15 protein-coding genes are annotated in these 16,186 nt (G+C 65.3%); 4 read left to right on the top strand and 11 right to left on the bottom strand.

Annotation, left to right across the window (positions count from 1 at the left end):
• Positions 1 to 23 precede the first annotated feature (23 nt).
• The 3 genes from tsaB to ppc form a co-directional block, all read right to left on the bottom strand.
• The gene (tsaB, locus tag FAS41_RS06790) at positions 24 to 698 is read right to left on the bottom strand and encodes a tRNA (adenosine(37)-N6)-threonylcarbamoyltransferase complex dimerization subunit type 1 TsaB (RefSeq protein WP_138520836.1); all 675 of its coding nucleotides are present in this window, start codon (positions 696 to 698) and stop codon (positions 24 to 26) included.
• 104 nt (positions 699 to 802) lie between these two features.
• The gene (adk, locus tag FAS41_RS06785; protein ID WP_138520835.1) at positions 803 to 1,450 is read right to left on the bottom strand and encodes an adenylate kinase; all 648 of its coding nucleotides are present in this window, start codon (positions 1,448 to 1,450) and stop codon (positions 803 to 805) included.
• A 247-nt stretch (positions 1,451 to 1,697) separates the two neighbouring features.
• Complete coding sequence (ppc, locus tag FAS41_RS06780; protein WP_138520834.1) at positions 1,698 to 4,334, bottom strand: phosphoenolpyruvate carboxylase; 2,637 nt, start codon at positions 4,332 to 4,334, stop codon at positions 1,698 to 1,700.
• A 218-nt stretch (positions 4,335 to 4,552) separates the two neighbouring features.
• Between ppc and FAS41_RS06775 the strand changes: the two genes are divergently transcribed.
• Positions 4,553 to 4,888 carry a pilin assembly protein gene (locus tag FAS41_RS06775; protein ID WP_138520833.1) on the top strand — a complete coding sequence of 112 codons (336 nt, stop codon included), beginning with the start codon at positions 4,553 to 4,555 and terminating at the stop codon, positions 4,886 to 4,888.
• Positions 4,889 to 5,151: 263 nt separating this feature from the next.
• Here the strand turns inward: FAS41_RS06775 and cadR are convergent, their stop codons facing one another.
• The gene (gene cadR, locus FAS41_RS06770; protein ID WP_017521130.1) at positions 5,152 to 5,619 is read right to left on the bottom strand and encodes a Cd(II)/Pb(II)-responsive transcriptional regulator; all 468 of its coding nucleotides are present in this window, start codon (positions 5,617 to 5,619) and stop codon (positions 5,152 to 5,154) included.
• Positions 5,620 to 5,706: 87 nt separating this feature from the next.
• Here cadR and FAS41_RS06765 point away from each other — a divergent pair, with 87 nt between their 5' ends.
• The 3 genes from FAS41_RS06765 (at position 5,707) to lptF (ending at position 9,465) form a co-directional block, all read left to right on the top strand.
• The gene (locus tag FAS41_RS06765) at positions 5,707 to 8,049 is read left to right on the top strand and encodes a heavy metal translocating P-type ATPase (RefSeq protein ID WP_246084821.1); all 2,343 of its coding nucleotides are present in this window, start codon (positions 5,707 to 5,709) and stop codon (positions 8,047 to 8,049) included.
• Between the two features lie 176 nt (positions 8,050 to 8,225).
• Entirely contained in the window at positions 8,226 to 8,636 is a 411-nt protein-coding gene (locus FAS41_RS06760) for a DUF4398 domain-containing protein (RefSeq protein WP_138520832.1), read from the top strand.
• A gap of 37 nt (positions 8,637 to 8,673) precedes the next feature.
• Entirely contained in the window at positions 8,674 to 9,465 is a 792-nt protein-coding gene (gene lptF / locus FAS41_RS06755) for a lipotoxin F family OmpA-related lipoprotein LptF (protein ID WP_138520831.1), read from the top strand.
• Positions 9,466 to 9,665: 200 nt separating this feature from the next.
• On the opposite strand, the gene FAS41_RS06750 is transcribed toward lptF, so the two are convergent.
• From FAS41_RS06750 to lysS, 7 genes are all read right to left on the bottom strand, one after another.
• Positions 9,666 to 10,175, bottom strand: coding sequence for an O-acetyl-ADP-ribose deacetylase (locus FAS41_RS06750; RefSeq protein ID WP_138520830.1), 510 nt, complete (start codon positions 10,173 to 10,175; stop codon positions 9,666 to 9,668).
• Between the two features lie 39 nt (positions 10,176 to 10,214).
• On the bottom strand, positions 10,215 to 10,538 hold the full coding sequence (locus FAS41_RS06745; RefSeq protein WP_138520829.1) for a PA3694 family proteiin: 324 nt from the start codon (positions 10,536 to 10,538) through the stop codon (positions 10,215 to 10,217).
• On the bottom strand, positions 10,535 to 11,473 hold the full coding sequence (locus tag FAS41_RS06740) for an alpha/beta hydrolase (RefSeq protein ID WP_138520828.1): 939 nt from the start codon (positions 11,471 to 11,473) through the stop codon (positions 10,535 to 10,537). The genes FAS41_RS06745 and FAS41_RS06740 overlap by 4 nt, the downstream gene beginning before the upstream one ends.
• Positions 11,474 to 11,632: 159 nt before the next feature.
• The gene (locus tag FAS41_RS06735; RefSeq protein WP_081517831.1) at positions 11,633 to 12,937 is read right to left on the bottom strand and encodes a flavohemoglobin expression-modulating QEGLA motif protein; all 1,305 of its coding nucleotides are present in this window, start codon (positions 12,935 to 12,937) and stop codon (positions 11,633 to 11,635) included.
• On the bottom strand, positions 12,934 to 13,497 hold the full coding sequence (locus tag FAS41_RS06730; protein ID WP_138520827.1) for a hypothetical protein: 564 nt from the start codon (positions 13,495 to 13,497) through the stop codon (positions 12,934 to 12,936). The genes FAS41_RS06735 and FAS41_RS06730 overlap by 4 nt, the downstream gene beginning before the upstream one ends.
• Before the next feature lie 107 nt (positions 13,498 to 13,604).
• Positions 13,605 to 14,321 (bottom strand): TetR/AcrR family transcriptional regulator, encoded by a 717-nt coding sequence (locus FAS41_RS06725; RefSeq protein WP_138520826.1) that lies wholly within the window; start codon positions 14,319 to 14,321, stop codon positions 13,605 to 13,607.
• 290 nt (positions 14,322 to 14,611) lie between these two features.
• Complete coding sequence (lysS, locus tag FAS41_RS06720; protein ID WP_138520825.1) at positions 14,612 to 16,117, bottom strand: lysine--tRNA ligase; 1,506 nt, start codon at positions 16,115 to 16,117, stop codon at positions 14,612 to 14,614.
• Positions 16,118 to 16,186 lie beyond the last annotated feature (69 nt).

The following is a 16,186-nucleotide window of genomic DNA, read 5'->3' as shown; positions in this document are numbered from 1 at the left end:
GGGCTGTGGTCAATTGGCGCAGGTCAGGCTTTCTTGGGAGTTGCCACGTTGTCGCGCAGGTAGACGGGCTGGGCCTGCTCTGCGTCAACGGCCTCACCGCGTGTCCAGGCGAATTCGGCCAGGCTCAGCAGGTCTTCGGAGTGCGGCAGCAGGCTGGCGTCGCAGGCGGACACCTTCACCGCCAGGCGCTCCTGGAAACCCCAGCCGGTGCCGGAGCCGAACCACTCGCCCTGGGCGTCGCGCGGCAACTCGACTCGCTCCGGCGGCAACACCGCCTCGGCGCCGGACAGGCGCATCTCGCCCTGCTCCAGGCGGTAGCAACCCCAGTACACCTCGTCCATGCGCGCATCGATGGCCGCAGCCACCTGGCTCACGCCGTGCTCGCGATAGGCACGCTGGGCCAGCACCGCCAGGTCGGAGATCGGCAGTACCGGCTTCTGCAGGGCGAAAGCCAGCCCCTGCACCACGCCAATGGCGATACGCACGCCAGTGAAGGCGCCGGGGCCACGACCGAAGGCAATGGCGTCCACGGCGGACAGCGCTATACCAGCCTCGCCAAGGATGTCCTGCACCATGGGCAGCAGGCGCTGAGCGTGCAGGCGCGGGATCACCTCGTGGCGGACGAACCGGCGGCCGTCATGCAGCAAAGCGACGGAACAGGCTTCGGTCGAGGTATCCAGGGCCAGCAGCGTGGGCATGGTGCTTTCCTTCAGGGCTGAGAGCAGGAGGCGATCAAAAATGGGCGGGCATTATAAACGCCAAAGGCCCGCGTGTGCGGGCCTTTGGTGGTGCCAAGGATGGATCAGCTGAGAGCGCCGAGCACCTTGGAGGTGATCTGCTCCACCGAGCCGACACCCTCGACGCGGGTGTACTTCGGGGTGCCTTCGGCAGCGGCGAGCTTCTGGTAGAAGTCGACCAGCGGCTTGGTCTGCGAGTGGTAGACCGACAGGCGGTGACGCACGGTGGCTTCCTTGTCGTCTTCGCGCTGGATCAGGTCTTCACCGGTCTCGTCGTCCTTGCCAGCCACTTTCGGCGGGTTGTGCTCGACGTGGTAGACGCGGCCCGAGGCCGGGTGAACGCGGCGACCGGCGATACGGCCGACGATTTCCTCGTCGTCCACGGCGATCTCGACCACGTGGTCGATGGAGACGCCCGCTTCCTTCATGGCCTCGGCCTGGGGAATGGTGCGCGGGAAGCCGTCGAACAGGAAGCCCTTGGCGCAGTCGGGCTGGGCGATACGTTCCTTGACCAGGTTGATGATCAGGTCATCGGAAACCAGGCCGCCGGCGTCCATTACGCTCTTGGCCTGCAGGCCGAGCTCGGTGCCAGCCTTGACCGCTGCACGCAGCATGTCGCCGGTGGAAATCTGCGGAATGCCAAACTTCTCAGTGATGAAGCGAGCCTGGGTACCTTTGCCGGCACCGGGCGCCCCGAGCAGAATCACACGCATCGATATGCTCCTTAATACTTGTTAAGCGAAATCACGGATCCGCCTCGTGGGGCCAATCTCATCGTGCTGGAATGGCGCAGACATGCGCCGAAAGGTTGCTCACGATACACAGCGGTCCCCCGCCAGACAAGCCGGCCATGGGGACTGCGCGAGCCGGTCCCGGGCGTTTCTTAGCGCCCGGGACAGCCATCAAATTAATCTCATCTGGCCGCTCGGCAATCCACCTTTGGTGGGGGGTGACGAGACCTCAACCGGTGTTGCGCAGTCCCGCCGCAATACCCGCCACCGTCACCAGCATGGCCTGCTCCAGACCGCCGCAGGCATCGCCCGTGCAGCGCCGCGAGCGCGCCAGCAGCTCGGCCTGAAGCAGGTGCAGCGGGTCCAGGTAGGTGTTGCGCACGCCGATGGATTCGCGCGTCTCGGCGGCGTGGGCGAGCAACTGCGACTGCCCGGTAAGCCCCAGCACCACTCGCACCGACTGCGACAATAGGTCGCGTAAATGCGCACCTAATGGTCGCAGTTCCGATTGCACCAATCGTTCGTCGTAGAGTTGGGCGATTTCCCGGTCGGCCTTGGCCAGCACCATCTCCAGCATGTCGATGCGCGTGGTGAAGAATGGCCACTCCTTGCGCATGCGCCCCAGCAGCGCGCCTTCGCCGCGTTCGATGGCCTTGAACAGAGCGTCTTCCCAGCCCAGCCAGGCCGGCAGCATCAGCCGCGTCTGGGTCCACGCGAAGATCCACGGGATCGCCCGCAGACTCTCCACCCCGCCCTCGCGGCGCTTGGCCGGGCGGCTGCCCAACGGCAGGCGGCCCAGTTCCTGCTCCGGCGTGGCCTCACGGAAGTAGTCGACGAACTGCGGGTTCTCCCGCACCACGGCGCGGTAAGCAAGCACGCCATCGGCGGCCAGGCGGTCCATCTCCTCGCGCCAGGCCGGCTCGGGTACTGGCGGCGGTTGCAAGGTAGCCTCCAGCACGGCAGCCAGGTAGAGGTTGAGGTTCTGCTCGGCGATATCCGGCAGGCCGAACTTGAAGCGGATCATCTCGCCCTGCTCGGTGGTACGGAAACGCCCGGCCACGGAGCCCGGCGGCTGCGAGAGAATTGCCGCATGGGCCGGGCCGCCGCCACGGCCGACGGTGCCACCGCGGCCATGGAACAACAGTAACTCGACACCGTGGTTACGGCAGATATCCACCAGCGCCTCCTGGGCGCGGTACTGCGCCCAGGCGGCGGCCAGGGTGCCGGCGTCCTTGGCCGAGTCGGAATAGCCGATCATTACTTCCTGCGGCCCGGCCAGGCGGGTGCGGTAGCTGTCCAGGCTGAGCAGGCGGTCGATGCAGGGGCCTGCGTTGTCCAGGTCATCCAGCGTCTCGAACAGCGGCACCACGCGCATCGGCCGCTCCAGCCCGCACTCCTTGAGCAGCAGCTGCACGGCCAGCACGTCGGAGGGATGCCCGGCCATGGAGATGACGTAGGAGCCCAGCGAAGCCGCCGGTGCCTGCGCCACCACGCGGCAGGTAGCGAGGACTTCGGCGGTTTCGGGCGAAGCTTCGTAGTTCGCTGGCAGCAACGGGCGACGGCTGGCCAGCTCTTCGAGAAGAAACTCCTGGCGCACGCTTTCGTCCCACTCGGTGTAGTTGCCCAGGCCCAGGTACTCGGTGATTTCGGCCATGGCGTTGGCGTGGCGCGTGGAGTCCTGGCGCACGTCCAGCCGCGCCAGGAACAGCCCGAAAGTGGCGGCGCGACGCAGGGTGTCGAGCAGGTCGCCATCGGCAATCACGCCCATGCCACAGGCCTGCAACGAGCGATAGCAGAGCTGCAGCGGCTCCAGCAGCTCGCGGTTGTCCTGCAATACCTCGGTGCCCGGCTCTTCGCCGGTATGGATGGCACGCTCGGCCCAGGAGCGAGTGGCGCGCAGGCGTTCACGCAGTTGCTTGAGCAGCGCGCGATACGGCTCGGCGAGATCGCCGACCTCGCCGCGCAGCTCATCGCTGGCCTGCTGCATGGAGAGTTCGGCGGCTAGGCTGTCCACGTCGCGCAGATAGAGGTCGGCCGCCATCCAGCGCGCCAGTAGCAGCACCTCGCGGGTGATGGCGGCGGTGACGTTGGGGTTACCGTCACGGTCGCCGCCCATCCAGGAGGCGAAACGGATCGGCGCGGCGCTCAGCGGCAGGCGCTCGCCAAGGGTTTCCTGGAGAGTGCGGTCGACATGGCGGAGGAAGTCCGGCAGCGCATGCCAGAGCGAGTGTTCGATCACCGCGAAGCCCCATTTGGCCTCGTCCACCGGCGTCGGGCGGGTGCGGCGGATCTCGTCGGTGTGCCAGGCTTCGGCGATCAGGCGCTGGAGCTTTTCCTGCACCGCCTGGCGCTCCTCGGGCAACAGATCGGAGTGGTCGCCAGCGGCCAGTTGCGCGGCGATGGCATCGTATTTCTGGATCAGCGTGCGGCGCGCCACCTCGGTGGGGTGCGCGGTGAGCACCAGCTCAATCTCCAGGTCCGCCACCTGACGCGCCAGGCCCTCGGCACCCAGGCCGGACTTGCGCAGGCGCGCCAGCAGCTCGGCCAGCACGCGGTTCTCGAAGGGCTCCGGCTCCTTGGGCGTGCGCCGGCGGATGCGGTGATACTGCTCGGCGATGTTGGCCAGGTTGAGGAACTGGTTGAAAGCCCGCGCCACCGGCAGCAATTCGTCTTCGCCGAGGCCGTCGAGGGTAGCAGTAAGCTGCTTGGCGCCTTCGGCGGAGCCGCGTCGAGCGGCCTTGGCGCCCGTGCGGATCAGCTCGATCTTGTCGAGGAAGCCCTGCCCGTACTGGGCGCGGATGGTCTGCCCGAGCAGCTCGCCGAGCAGGTGAACGTCCTCGCGCAGGCGCGCGTCGATATCCGGCATCACAGTCTCCTGGATAGAAAGCCCTAGTCTGAGAGCCCCTGACTGAATAGGCGTCGCTTGGCTTCACAGTGCCGCCGGCCGGGCCGGCAGGCAAGCGCTCGACGAACGCCCGCAATCCTGCTCGGACAACGTCTAGGCTGAAAGTTATCCCCATCATCGGGAAAACCTGCGGCGACCTCACGAGGGCCGACCGCCACGTAACGACCCTAGAGGTGAACATGAAGATTCGCGAGCTGGTACGCCATTGGGAAAAGAACGCCAGGGGGCGCATGACCCACCACCAGTACAGCATTCCGCTGGATGTCGAGACGGCCGCGCGTCTGGCCGCACTACACGACATGTATCCCAAGCGCAGCGTCGAGGAACTGCTGGGGGAACTGGTCAATGCGGCGCTGGAAGAACTGGAGGCAAGCTTCCCCTATGTGCAGGGAAACAAGGTAGTAGCGCAGGACGAACAGGGTGATCCGATCTACGAGGACATCGGCCCGACTCCGCGTTTCCTGGCACTGTCGCGCAAGTACCTGCACGAACTTACGGAGGCGGAGCACTCCTGATGAAAGCGCCCCCGGCAGATGCCGGGGCGTTTGTTTTACCTGTAGAAGCGACAGCATTCCTCTGGGAGGTCGTGCCCAGGGTTTCCCTCTCCCCCGCCTTCTCCCTGAAGGGAGAGGGAGCCGTCTGTGCCGGCTGACACATTGGTTTCAACCTGTGCCGAACCAGTCCCCTCTCCCTTCAGGGAGAGGGTTAGGGAGAGGGCAGATCCTCGCACCGGACCTCATGTAGGAGCGGGCCCATAGGGCGCTCCTACCGGGTGCGATCAATGCCGCCCATGGACACCGGGGACGTGCAGATGTCCCGCCTCGGCGCAGGCCTCCGGAATCACCGAAGGCTCCGCCGGCTGCTCCAGCTCGCGCAGGATGCCGCAATCCTCGCTGTTGCCTTCGCCCTGGCACTGCGCACGCAGGTCGCGCAGTTGCTGGCTGAGCGACTGCAGCTCAGCGATGCGCACCTCAACATGGTGCAGGTGCTCGTCGATCAGGCGATTGGCGGTGCCGCAATCGGATTCGGGACGATCGCGCAGGCCGAGGAGAATGCGAATCTCCTCCTGGGTCATGTCCAGCGATCGGCAATGGCGGATGAAGGACAGCCGCTCGACGTGGCTGGCATCGTACTGCCGGTAGTTGCCTTCGCTGCGCGACGGCGCGGGCAGCAGGCCTTCGCGCTCGTAGTAGCGGATGGTTTCCACCGGGCAGCCGGTCAGTTTCGCCAGTTCACCGATCTTCATGTGCGACTCCTCGCCAACGGACGCTTGACTCTGTAGTTGCTACAGGGTGTGCAATCAGCAGCAACTCGTCAAACAGGAACGGACGACATGACTGCCAATCGCCAGGGCCCGATCATCCACGGTCCAGCCCCAACCCAGGAGCAGCACCGCGAACACCCAGCCGCCGGCTGCTGCGGCTGCGACAAAGGCGCGCTGCTGCGTGCCCCGGCCACCGAACCTGCACCGCACTCGCACGACCATGGCCATGCCCACGATCACGATCATGGCGAAGATCACGGTGCGCGAGCCGAAAGCGCCGCCACTGCCGCCGCCGGCTCGGCCAGCGGCGAGCTGCGCTGGACCAGCCTGCGCATCGAAGCCATGGACTGCCCCACCGAGGAGCGCTTGCTACGCGATGCGCTGGGCCGCGTGTCGGCGGTGGAGGACCTCGACTTCAACCTGATGCAGCGCCTGCTGCGCGTGCAGCATCGCTTCGACAGCATCGAGCCGCTGCAGAAGCTGGTCGCTTCCCTCGGCATGCAGGCCGAGCCAGTGGACGAAAACGCCCCCGTTTCCGCACAGCCCACCCAGCAGAAGCCCTGGTGGCCGCTGGCGCTGGCCGGTGTCGCAGCGGCAGGCGCGGAGTTCTTCGAGTGGTTCGCCATCGGCCCGCAATGGCTGGTGGCAGCACTGGCCATCGCCGCCATCCTCGGTGCAGGCCTGCCGACCTACCGCAAGGGCTGGATCGCCCTGAAAAACCGCAACCTCAACATCAACGCCCTGATGAGCATCGCCGTGACCGGCGCCATGCTCATCGGCCAGTGGCCGGAAGCGGCGATGGTCGCGGTGCTGTTCGCCATCGCCGAACTGATCGAGGCCAAGTCGCTGGATCGCGCACGCAATGCCATTCGCGGCCTGCTGCAACTGGCTCCGGAACTGGCCACGGTGCAGGTCGACGGGCAGTGGCAGGAAGTTTCCGCCAAGTCCGTCGCTCTCGGCGCACGAGTGCGGGTGCGTCCCGGCGAGCGCATCGCCCTCGACGGCGAGGTGCTTAACGGTCGCTCCAGCGTCAACCAGGCCCCCATCACCGGTGAAAGCCTGCCGGTGGAAAAACAGGCCGGTGACACCCTGTTCGCCGGCACCATCAACGGTGAAAGCGCGCTGGAATACCGCGTCACTCGCGTGGCCGATGACAGCACCCTGGCGCGCATCATCCACGCCGTGGAAGAGGCCCAGGGCTCGCGCGCACCGACCCAGCGCTTCGTCGACCAGTTCTCGCGCATCTACACCCCGGCGGTGTTCCTCATTGCCATCGCCACCGCGCTAATTCCGCCGCTGTTCTTCGGCGGCGCCTGGCTGGACTGGGTCTATCGCGCGCTGGTGCTGCTGGTGATCGCCTGCCCCTGCGCCCTGGTGATTTCCACTCCGGTGACCATCGTCAGCGGCCTGTCGGCAGCGGCACGCCTGGGTATCCTGATCAAGGGCGGCGTGTTCCTGGAAATGGGCCGTTCCCTGGAGTGGATCGCCCTCGACAAGACCGGCACGCTCACCGAGGGACGCCCGCGCCAGACCGACTTCACCGCCCTGCGGGAGACCGCCGCCGGCGACGTGCGCGCACTGGCCGCCAGCCTCGCTGCTCGCTCGGATCACCCGGTGTCGCACGCCGTGGCCCAGGCCGCCGAAGCCGACAACATCTCGCTGTACAGCGTCGGCGAGCTGACCGCCCTGCCCGGCCGCGGCGTGAAAGGCGAGATCGACGGCCGCACTTATCACCTGGGCAACCACCGTCTGGTGGAGGAGCTGGAGCTGTGCTCGAAGGAGCTGGAGGCCCGCCTCGATGCCCTCGAACAGCAGGGCAAGACGGTCATCGTGCTGCTCGATGACGACGGCCCGCTGGCGCTGTTTGCCGTGGCCGATGGCGTCAAGCAGACCAGCCGTGAAGCGGTCGCCCAGTTGCACGAACTGGGTGTGAAGACATTGATGCTGACCGGCGACAATCCGCACACCGCCAATGCCATCGGCGCCCAGGTGGGCATCGACGAGGCGCTGGGCAACCTGTTGCCCGAAGACAAGTTGCGTGAAGTGAAGCAGCGCCAGGAAGGCGGCAAGCGCGTCGGCATGGTCGGTGACGGCATCAACGACGCTCCGGCCCTGGCGCGCGCCGACATCGGCTTCGCCATGGGCGCGGCGGGCACCGACACGGCCATCGAAACCGCTGGCGTCGCACTGATGGATGACGACCTGCGCAAGCTGCCGTCCTTCATTCGCCTGTCGCGACAGACCCACCGCGTGCTGATCCAGAACATCACCCTGGCGCTGGGCATCAAAGCGGTGTTCCTTGCCCTCACCCTGGCCGGCGAAGGCACCCTGTGGATGGCGGTTTTCGCCGACATGGGCGCCAGCCTGCTGGTCGTGTTCAACGGCCTGCGATTACTGCGTCATCGCGGCTGATCCCAGTGGATCGTCGCCAATGCCCGCCAATACGGCGGGCATTTTTTTTGAACCCCCTGACAAAACTCTTAGTCCCCTAATCAGATGCCCACGAAGTCGCAGACCCGCGCGGCAGGCATCCACCGGCACTCGAATCGCCGAGGGAACCCCTTACCAAACGTCAGAGGATTCATCCAATGGAACTGAAATCTCAGAGCGCTCGAACCGTCCCGACCGCCTCCACCCGCGCTTCCCTGCGCCTCAGCCTGCTCGCCCTTGGCAGCGCCGCGCTGCTGGCCGGCTGCGCCGGTAACCCGCCCAGCGAACAGATGGCCGTCACCGAGTCGGCGGTGAATGCCGCCGTCAGCTCCGGCGGACCGGAATACGCCCCGGTCGAGACCAAGAATGCCCAGGACAAACTCGCCCAGGCGCGCATCGCCCTGAACGACAAGGAATACGACCAGGCCAAGCGCCTGGCGCAGCAGGCCGAATGGGACGCCCGCGTGGCCGAACGCAAGTCGCAGGCCGTAAAGGCCCAGAACAACGTCAAGGACGCCCAGCAGGGCGTGATGGAGTTGCGTCAGGAAGGCCTGCAGCAGGCCCAGTGATCCCGCCCCTACGTCCGGTCATATAAGGAATTTCGACATGAACAAGCTCATCGTACTGCCCGCCATTTCGACCCTTGCCCTGGCCTTGGCCGCGTGCTCCACGCCGCCCAACGCCAACCTGGAGAAGGCCCGTGGCGACTTCCAGGCCCTGCAGGCCGAACCGCAGGCAACCCAGCAGGCCGCACTGGAAACCAAGGACGCTGGCGACTGGTTGGCCAAGACTGACAAGGCCTACCGCGACGGTGCCGAGCAGAAGGAGGTCGACCAACTGGCCTACCTGACCCAGCAGCGTATCGAGCTGGCCAACCAGACCGTGGCCCTGCGCAATGCCGAGGACCAGATGAAGAACACCTCGGCTCAGCGTGCCCAGGCTCGACTGGATGCTCGCACCGCGCAGCTGAACAAGCTCAAGGGCGAGCTGAACGCCAAGCAGACCTCGCGCGGGACCATGGTGTCGTTCGGTGACGTGCTGTTCGATCTCGACCGCGCCGAGCTCAAGCCCGGCGCCATGGGCAACGTGCAGAACCTCGCCGGCTATCTGCAGCAGAACCCGGAGCGCAAGGTGATCGTCGAGGGCTATACCGACAGCAGCGGCTCATCCTCCCACAACCAGGGTCTGTCCGAGCGCCGCGCCGACGCCATCCGCCTGGCACTGCTGAGCCAGGGCGTAACCCCTGACCGCGTCGTCGCCCGTGGCTACGGCAAGGAGTATCCGGTATCGAGCAATGCGACTTCGGCCGGCCGCGCGATGAACCGCCGCGTCGAGGTGACCATCTCCAACGATGCCAACCCGGTGCAGCCGCGCTCTTCGGTGAGCGGCACCTATTGATCCTTCGGGACACGGCGCTCTTGTAGGATGGCGTGGAGCGAAGCGATACCCATCGATCACTGCACCTGCAGCATGGGTATCGCTGCGCTCCACCCATCCTACGATCAGGATCCGGCGACACTGTCCGCTCTTGTGCTCTTCGTAGGAGCGAGCTTGCTCGCGAAGCGAACGCCCTCATCCGCTCCGTTCATTAAGGGCGATCAGCCCAGCAAGCGCCGATAGAGCTCCGCCATCTCCGCCGAGAACGGCACCAGCACCAGTTCCCTCAACGAACTCCCCTCCCCGCGCGGGCGACTCAGCTCGTCCACGGCGACCTGCGCTGCAGCTTCGGCGGGATAGCCATAGATGCCGGTGCTGATGGCGGGAAAGGCGATACTGGCGAGGCCCTTGTCCTCGGCCAGTTGCAGGCTGTTGCGATAGCACTGGGCGAGCAGCTCCGGCTCGCCGTGCTCACCGCCGCGCCAGACCGGCCCGACGGTGTGGATGACGAAACGTGCCGGCAGGCGGAAGCCGGGGGTGATCTTCGCCTGGCCGGTCTTGCAACCACCCAGCGGGCGGCAAGCGTGAACCAGATCCGGGCCGGCGGCCCGATGGATGGCGCCGTCTACACCACCGCCGCCCAGCAATGAGCTGTTGGCGGCGTTGACGATGGCGTCGACGTCGAGACGGGTGATATCGCCCTGCCAGACGCGGATCTCGGGATGGCTCATGTTGCTTGCTCCCTTTGGCCTGCGACGGCGGGCTCGCCGTCACTTGACCTCTTGCGGGGTCTGCTCGCCCATGCAGCGCACGGCGCGCTTGCGACCGTCGACCAGCACACCGGTCAGGCCCTTCTGGTTCATGTCGAACATCACCAGTACTCCGTCGATGCACTGCGCCTGCTGGTCGGCCGGGTCCAGGGACAGCTTGGTGTCCTGGCCCGGAATGCTTTTCAGCATGGTGAACTGGGTCAGTTCCAGCGCATCCTCGGGCTTGGCGAAGTGCAGGTAGCCGTAGTACCAGAGCGTGCCGACCGAGACGAAGATGGTGGCGATGACGGTGAGAATGTAGGAGATCGGGTTGCGGTCGTTCATGGGGTGCCTTGTTGTTTCGGGTCCGCCTGCGATTCCTGTGGCTTCGCCGGAGAGGGATAGTTCGGGACTTCAGCCAGACGACGCAAACCGGTGAAGTGCTGCGGGTCATCGAGGAAGCGCAGCATCACTTCGCGCCACACGGGTTCGCCGAAGGTCTCCACGTGGTTGCCGCGCGTCAGCTGGAAGACCTTGGGCGGCGACGCGGCCTTGTAGAGGCTCAGGCCGTTGTCCAGGGGCACAATGGTATCGTCGATGCTGTGGAAGAGCAGCACGGGTGCGCCAGAAAGTCGCGGCATGGAACGGATAGCGCTGTCGCCATCGGGCACCAGCCAGGACAGCGGGACCTGCAGCGGCCAGGTCAGCCAGGCGTTGCCGAGGGTGTATTGCGCGACGTCGCGGTAACTGGCCGGCACGCCGTCCAGCACAACCGCGTGCAGTTGCTTCTGCCGGTCGGGATGCTGGCCCAGGTAGTGCACCGCCAGGGCACCGCCCAGGCTCTGGCCGAGCAGGATCACCGGTTTGCCCTGCACCTCCGGAGCCTTGTCCAGCCAGGCGAAAGCAGCGTCGATGTCCTGGTAGATCGCCGGTAGGCTGGGTTCGCCCTGGGACTTTCCGTAGCCACGGTAATCCAGCATCAGCACCTGATAGCCCTGCTCCGGCAGCCAGTAGGCGCCGCCCAGGTGCCAGGCCATGTTGCCGCCGTTGCCGTGCAGGTGCAGTACGGTGCCCTTCACCGGCACACCCGCCTTTGCCGGCAGCCACCAGCCGGCCAGCCTCACACCGTCGGCGGTGGTGATCGTGACGTCGCGGTAGTCCAGCTTGGCGCGGGCCGGGGTGATGGCGACGTCGTCGCTGGGGTAGAACAGCAGCGAGCTGCAGCCGCCGAGTGCGAGGAGCAAGGTCAGAGTGGCGGCGCGGAAACAGCGGTTCAGCATGAGTTCGTCCTTGGCATACATCACCCCGGGATTGCAGGGAAACACCTTGCGTAGGATGGGTGGAGCCTGCGATACCCATCACCCTGCAGCGCCGAAACATCGATGGGTATCGCTTCGCTCCACACCGTCCTACGACCGCGGTCCATCCCGCGTAGGCAGTCAGAGGATATTGGCGTAATCCGCCTCGATGCGGTCGAGGCTGAGGTGATTGAGGAAGTTGGAGAAGCACATCCACGCCGACAAGGCGTTGAGGTCGCGGAACTGCGGAGGCAGGTACTTGGGCGGCACCACCAGGCCCTCGTCCACCAGCTGGCGCAAGGTGCGCATGTCTTCCAGGGTGGCCTTGCCGCAGAACAGCAGCGGGATCTGCTCCAGCTTGCCCTTGCGCACCGCGAGCTGGATGTAGTTGTAGATCAGGATGAAGCCCTTGAGGTACGACAGGTCCTTGGTGAAGGGCAGGCCGACAGGGGTCGAGCCACGGAACACCCGACTGGCGTTCTGGTAGCTGCTTTCCACGCTGTAGTTCTGCTCGCGGTAGAAGTGAAACACCTCGAGGAAATCCGCGCCCTCTTCGGCCATGTGGATGGCTCGCGTGCGGTTGGTGAGCTTGCGCAGGCGCGTCGGGTAGGAGGCAAAGGCGATGACTTCCATCAGGATCGCCAGGCCTTCCTGGGTCACAGTGGAGGACGGCGGCCCCTTGGCGAGGAAGGTGCAGATCGGCTGGTTGAGGCCGTTCAGCGTGGTGCCGACGTGCACCAGGCCTTCATGAACTTCCAGCGCGCGCACATCGCGCTCATTGAACATGGCATCGGCGCGCACCTTGATGTAGTCGGCGCCAGCCGCGGCGTCGGCCACGATACCGTCGGATTCGAAGACACGGATGGTGTCTTCCTTGCCGTCGAACACCTTGTTCAGGCGTTCCTGCAGCATCTTCACCGCGTCGCTGGCAGTCAGGGTCTTGGGCTCATCCTTGAGGTCACCACGGTCAGCGATATTGTTCAGGTAATCCGAAAGCATCAGGCCCAGATCAGCCAAGGTCGGGTCGCCGGCGTGGAAGGCGTCGGAGGCTGAGCCGTAGAGCTCCTGGGAAATCAGGCCGAAGTCCTGGGTGCCGCGCGCTTCGAGCATGCGGATGACCATGCGGTATTCCTTGCACATGCGCCGCATGATCTGCCCGACCGGGTTGAACTGCCCCAGGTGACGGGTGATGTCGCGCTCGATGTTCTGGAATTCCTGCTTCTTCGCGCTGCTGTCGAAGGACAGCGGACGGCTGTCGTAGTAGGCACGGTCAACCTTGGGCGCGTGCTTGCCACGGCCCTTGAGGAAGTCATCGCGGATGCCGTCATCCCACTTGATGGCGTCGAGCACGCGGATCGGCGTCTGCGCCTCGACGATGCGGTCAGACAGGCCGCGAATGATCTGCTGGTATTCGTTGGGCGTGGACTTCTTGCGCCGTGGGGTCATTGCTGTTCTCCCGGGGTCACGCGCGAAAAGCGCAGCGCTTCGACGAACACATCAGAGTTGGCCGGATCGTTGAGGTAGGTGATCACCTGGGGCAACGGGCTGGTCACCAGGGCGCCGGCGCCCTGCTCGGTGTCGACCTTCTCGCCCTTGAGCGCGCCTTCCTTCATGTCCTGCAGGATGTGCTCGACATCCAGGTTATAGATCACCAGTTCGTCCTTGTCGGTGATCTCGAAGCCGGCCAGGGCGAAGTTGCCACCCATGCTTTTCGGCAAACCGGCCGACAGGTACCAGCGCTTGCCGTGGTGGGCGACGGTGAAGCCGAAGTCCTCGACGCTGTCGGTATTGTCCTTGCTGTCGACATAGCTGACAGCGCGGTAAAGGTTGGAGCCGGAACGGGTGACTTCGAGGAACTGCTCCTCGCCGTACTCGTCCACACGCGACCACTGGCCCAGCAGGTGAGCCGGAGCGGGCTCGTTGGCCGGAATCGGGTCCTTGAACGTCACCAGACAGCCACTGAGCAGGCCGATGCTCAACAGCAGCAGTGCACGCCAGACTTTCATCACGCCCTCCTTAGGTCCGGATGCCTTCCCATGCGATGCGCAGAGGCCTCCAGAGTTCCGACACGAAAACCCCGCCGGATGGCGGGGTTGGAATGCAGCAGCCGGGGCTACAGGCCCATCACCAGGTCGAGATAGCGGCTAAGGATGGCACGCATTTCCTCGATCTGCAGGTGATCGGCCCCGTCCAGCAGGCCCTGATACTCCATCTGCAGGATGATGGCCGTCAACACCCGGGCATCCTGCTCGGGCTGTCTGGAGCCGAGCACTTCGAAGAAATGCACTACGCCCAGGGACAGAATCCGCCGGTGACGCTGCGCCAGATCGCTGAGGCTGGGGTTGAGCAGCGCTTCCTGGCGGAAGGCCTGTTCGGCCAGCAGGTGCTCGCGGCGCTCGGTGAGCTGGACCTGCACGTACTTGATCGCCAGCTCGACGATATTGGCGGTCAACTCCCGGCGTGCCTGCGGGTCGTCCTGGGCGAGGCCGGCGGCCATGGCCTGAAGGTCACCCTCGACGCTGCCCCAGAAAGTCGACAGGGCTTCGGCGCTGCGTTCGACGAACAGCGCGAAGGTGTCGGTGATGAGGTCCTGGATATCCTTGAAGTAATACGTCGTGGCCGATAGCGGCACACCCGCCTCGGCGGCCACGGCGCGGTGGCGCACGGCGCGGACACCATCACGCACGATGATCCGCAGGGCGGCGTCGAGGATCGCCTGGCGGCGCTGCTCGCTGCCCTGGCGGCTGGCCTTGCGGCCTTGGTATTTGACACTTTCTGCGATGGCGCTGGCGACTTGCGCTGCGCTGTCTCGCGGGGACACTTGGGTCACTGGCATTACCTCCGGCGGCGCGGCCTGATGGCGCATTGTTCGAGCTTTTCTGTGGGAAAACAATTGCCGCCGTGCAGCTGCGACACCGGCGCACAGAGCAGACCGCGAGGCAGAGCAGGCGGCTGGGAATCAGGCCTGGGAGTGAGACGTGCCACAGGCACGCCGAGCCACGGTGCGCGGGTGCACTTCGTCGGATGGCATACCGCCCAAATCCCACGTTCCTACAAAAGCCGTCCGCTGCCCAAACGAGAAAGGCCGCCCGAAGGCGGCCTTTCTCACCGATCCTGCACTTACGCCTGCGGGCGCATGTGCGGGAAGAGGATGACGTCGCGGATCGACGGCGAGTTGGTCAGCAGCATCACCAGGCGGTCGATGCCGATGCCTTCGCCGGCGGTGGGTGGCATGCCGTATTCGAGCGCGTTGACGAAGTCGGCGTCGTAGTGCATCGCCTCGTCGTCACCGGCATCCTTCTCCTTGACCTGCAGCATGAAGCGCTCGGCCTGGTCTTCGGCGTCGTTGAGCTCGGAGTAGGCGTTGGCGATCTCGCGGCCACCGATGAACAGCTCGAAGCGGTCGGTAACGCTCGGGTCGTTGTCGTTGCGGCGCGCCAGCGGGGACACTTCGAACGGGTACTGGGTGATGAAGTGCGGCTGCTCCAGCTTGTGCTCGACCAGCTCTTCGAAAATCATCACCTGCAGCTTGCCCAGGCCTTCGTGGCCGAGGACCTTGGCGCCGGCCTTCTTGGCGATGGCGCGGGCCTTCTCGAGGTCGGTCAGGTCAGCCGCGGTGAGTTCCGGGTTGTACTTGAGGATGGCGTCGAACACGGACAGGCGGGCAAACGGCTCGCCAAAGTGGAAGACCTTGTCGCCATAGGGCACGTCGGTACTGCCGAGCACGGCCTGGGCCAGCTCGCGGAACAGCTCCTCCGTCAGGTCCATGTTGTCTTCGTAGTCGGCGTAGGCCTGGTAGAACTCGAGCATGGTGAACTCGGGGTTGTGCCGGGTCGAGACGCCTTCGTTACGGAAGTTGCGGTTGATCTCGAAGACCTTCTCGAAGCCACCGACCACCAGGCGCTTGAGGTACAGCTCCGGGGCGATCCGCAGGAACATGGCCATGTCCAGCGCATTGTGGTGGGTTTCGAAGGGCTTGGCCGCCGCGCCGCCGGGGATGGTCTGCAGCATCGGGGTTTCCACTTCGAGGAAGCCGCGATCGGACAGGAAGCGACGGATGTGGGCGATGACCTGGGAACGCACACGGAAGGTATGGCGGGTTTCTTCGTTGACGATCAGGTCGACGTAGCGCTGGCGGTAGCGCTGCTCGGTGTCGGTCAGGCCGTGGTGCTTGTCCGGCAGCGGGCGCAGCGACTTGGTCAGCAGGCGCACGCTGGTCATCTCGACGTACAGGTCGCCCTTGCCGGAACGGGCCAGGGTGCCTTCGGCGCCGATGATGTCGCCCAGGTCCCAGGTCTTGATCTCGGCCAGGGTCTCTTCGGGCAGGGTCTTGCGGTTCACGTAGACCTGCAGGCGGCCGCTGCTGTCCTGCAGAACGATGAAGGAGCCGCGGTTGAGCATGATGCGACCGGCAACCTTGACCGGGATGGCGGCTGCTTCCAGCTCTTCCTTGGTCGCGGTTTCGTACTGTTTCTGCAGGTCCGCGAAGTAGTTCTCGCGGCGGAAGTCGTTGGGGAAGGCGATGGCCTTGGCCTCACGCACGGCGGCAAGCTTTTCCTTGCGCTGGGCGATCAGCTTGTTTTCTTCCTGTTGCAGTTCGTGCTGGTCGAGTTGTTGGTCGCTCATGGTCGTCTATCTGCCTGGCGTCTAAATCAAATTGGGGGATACGTGTAGGAGCGAGCTTGCTCGCGAAGC

The organism is Pseudomonas nicosulfuronedens (assembly GCF_005877905.1).
Lineage (GTDB): Bacteria > Pseudomonadota > Gammaproteobacteria > Pseudomonadales > Pseudomonadaceae > Pseudomonas > Pseudomonas nicosulfuronedens.
This window is presented reverse-complemented; position numbering and strand designations above follow the sequence as displayed.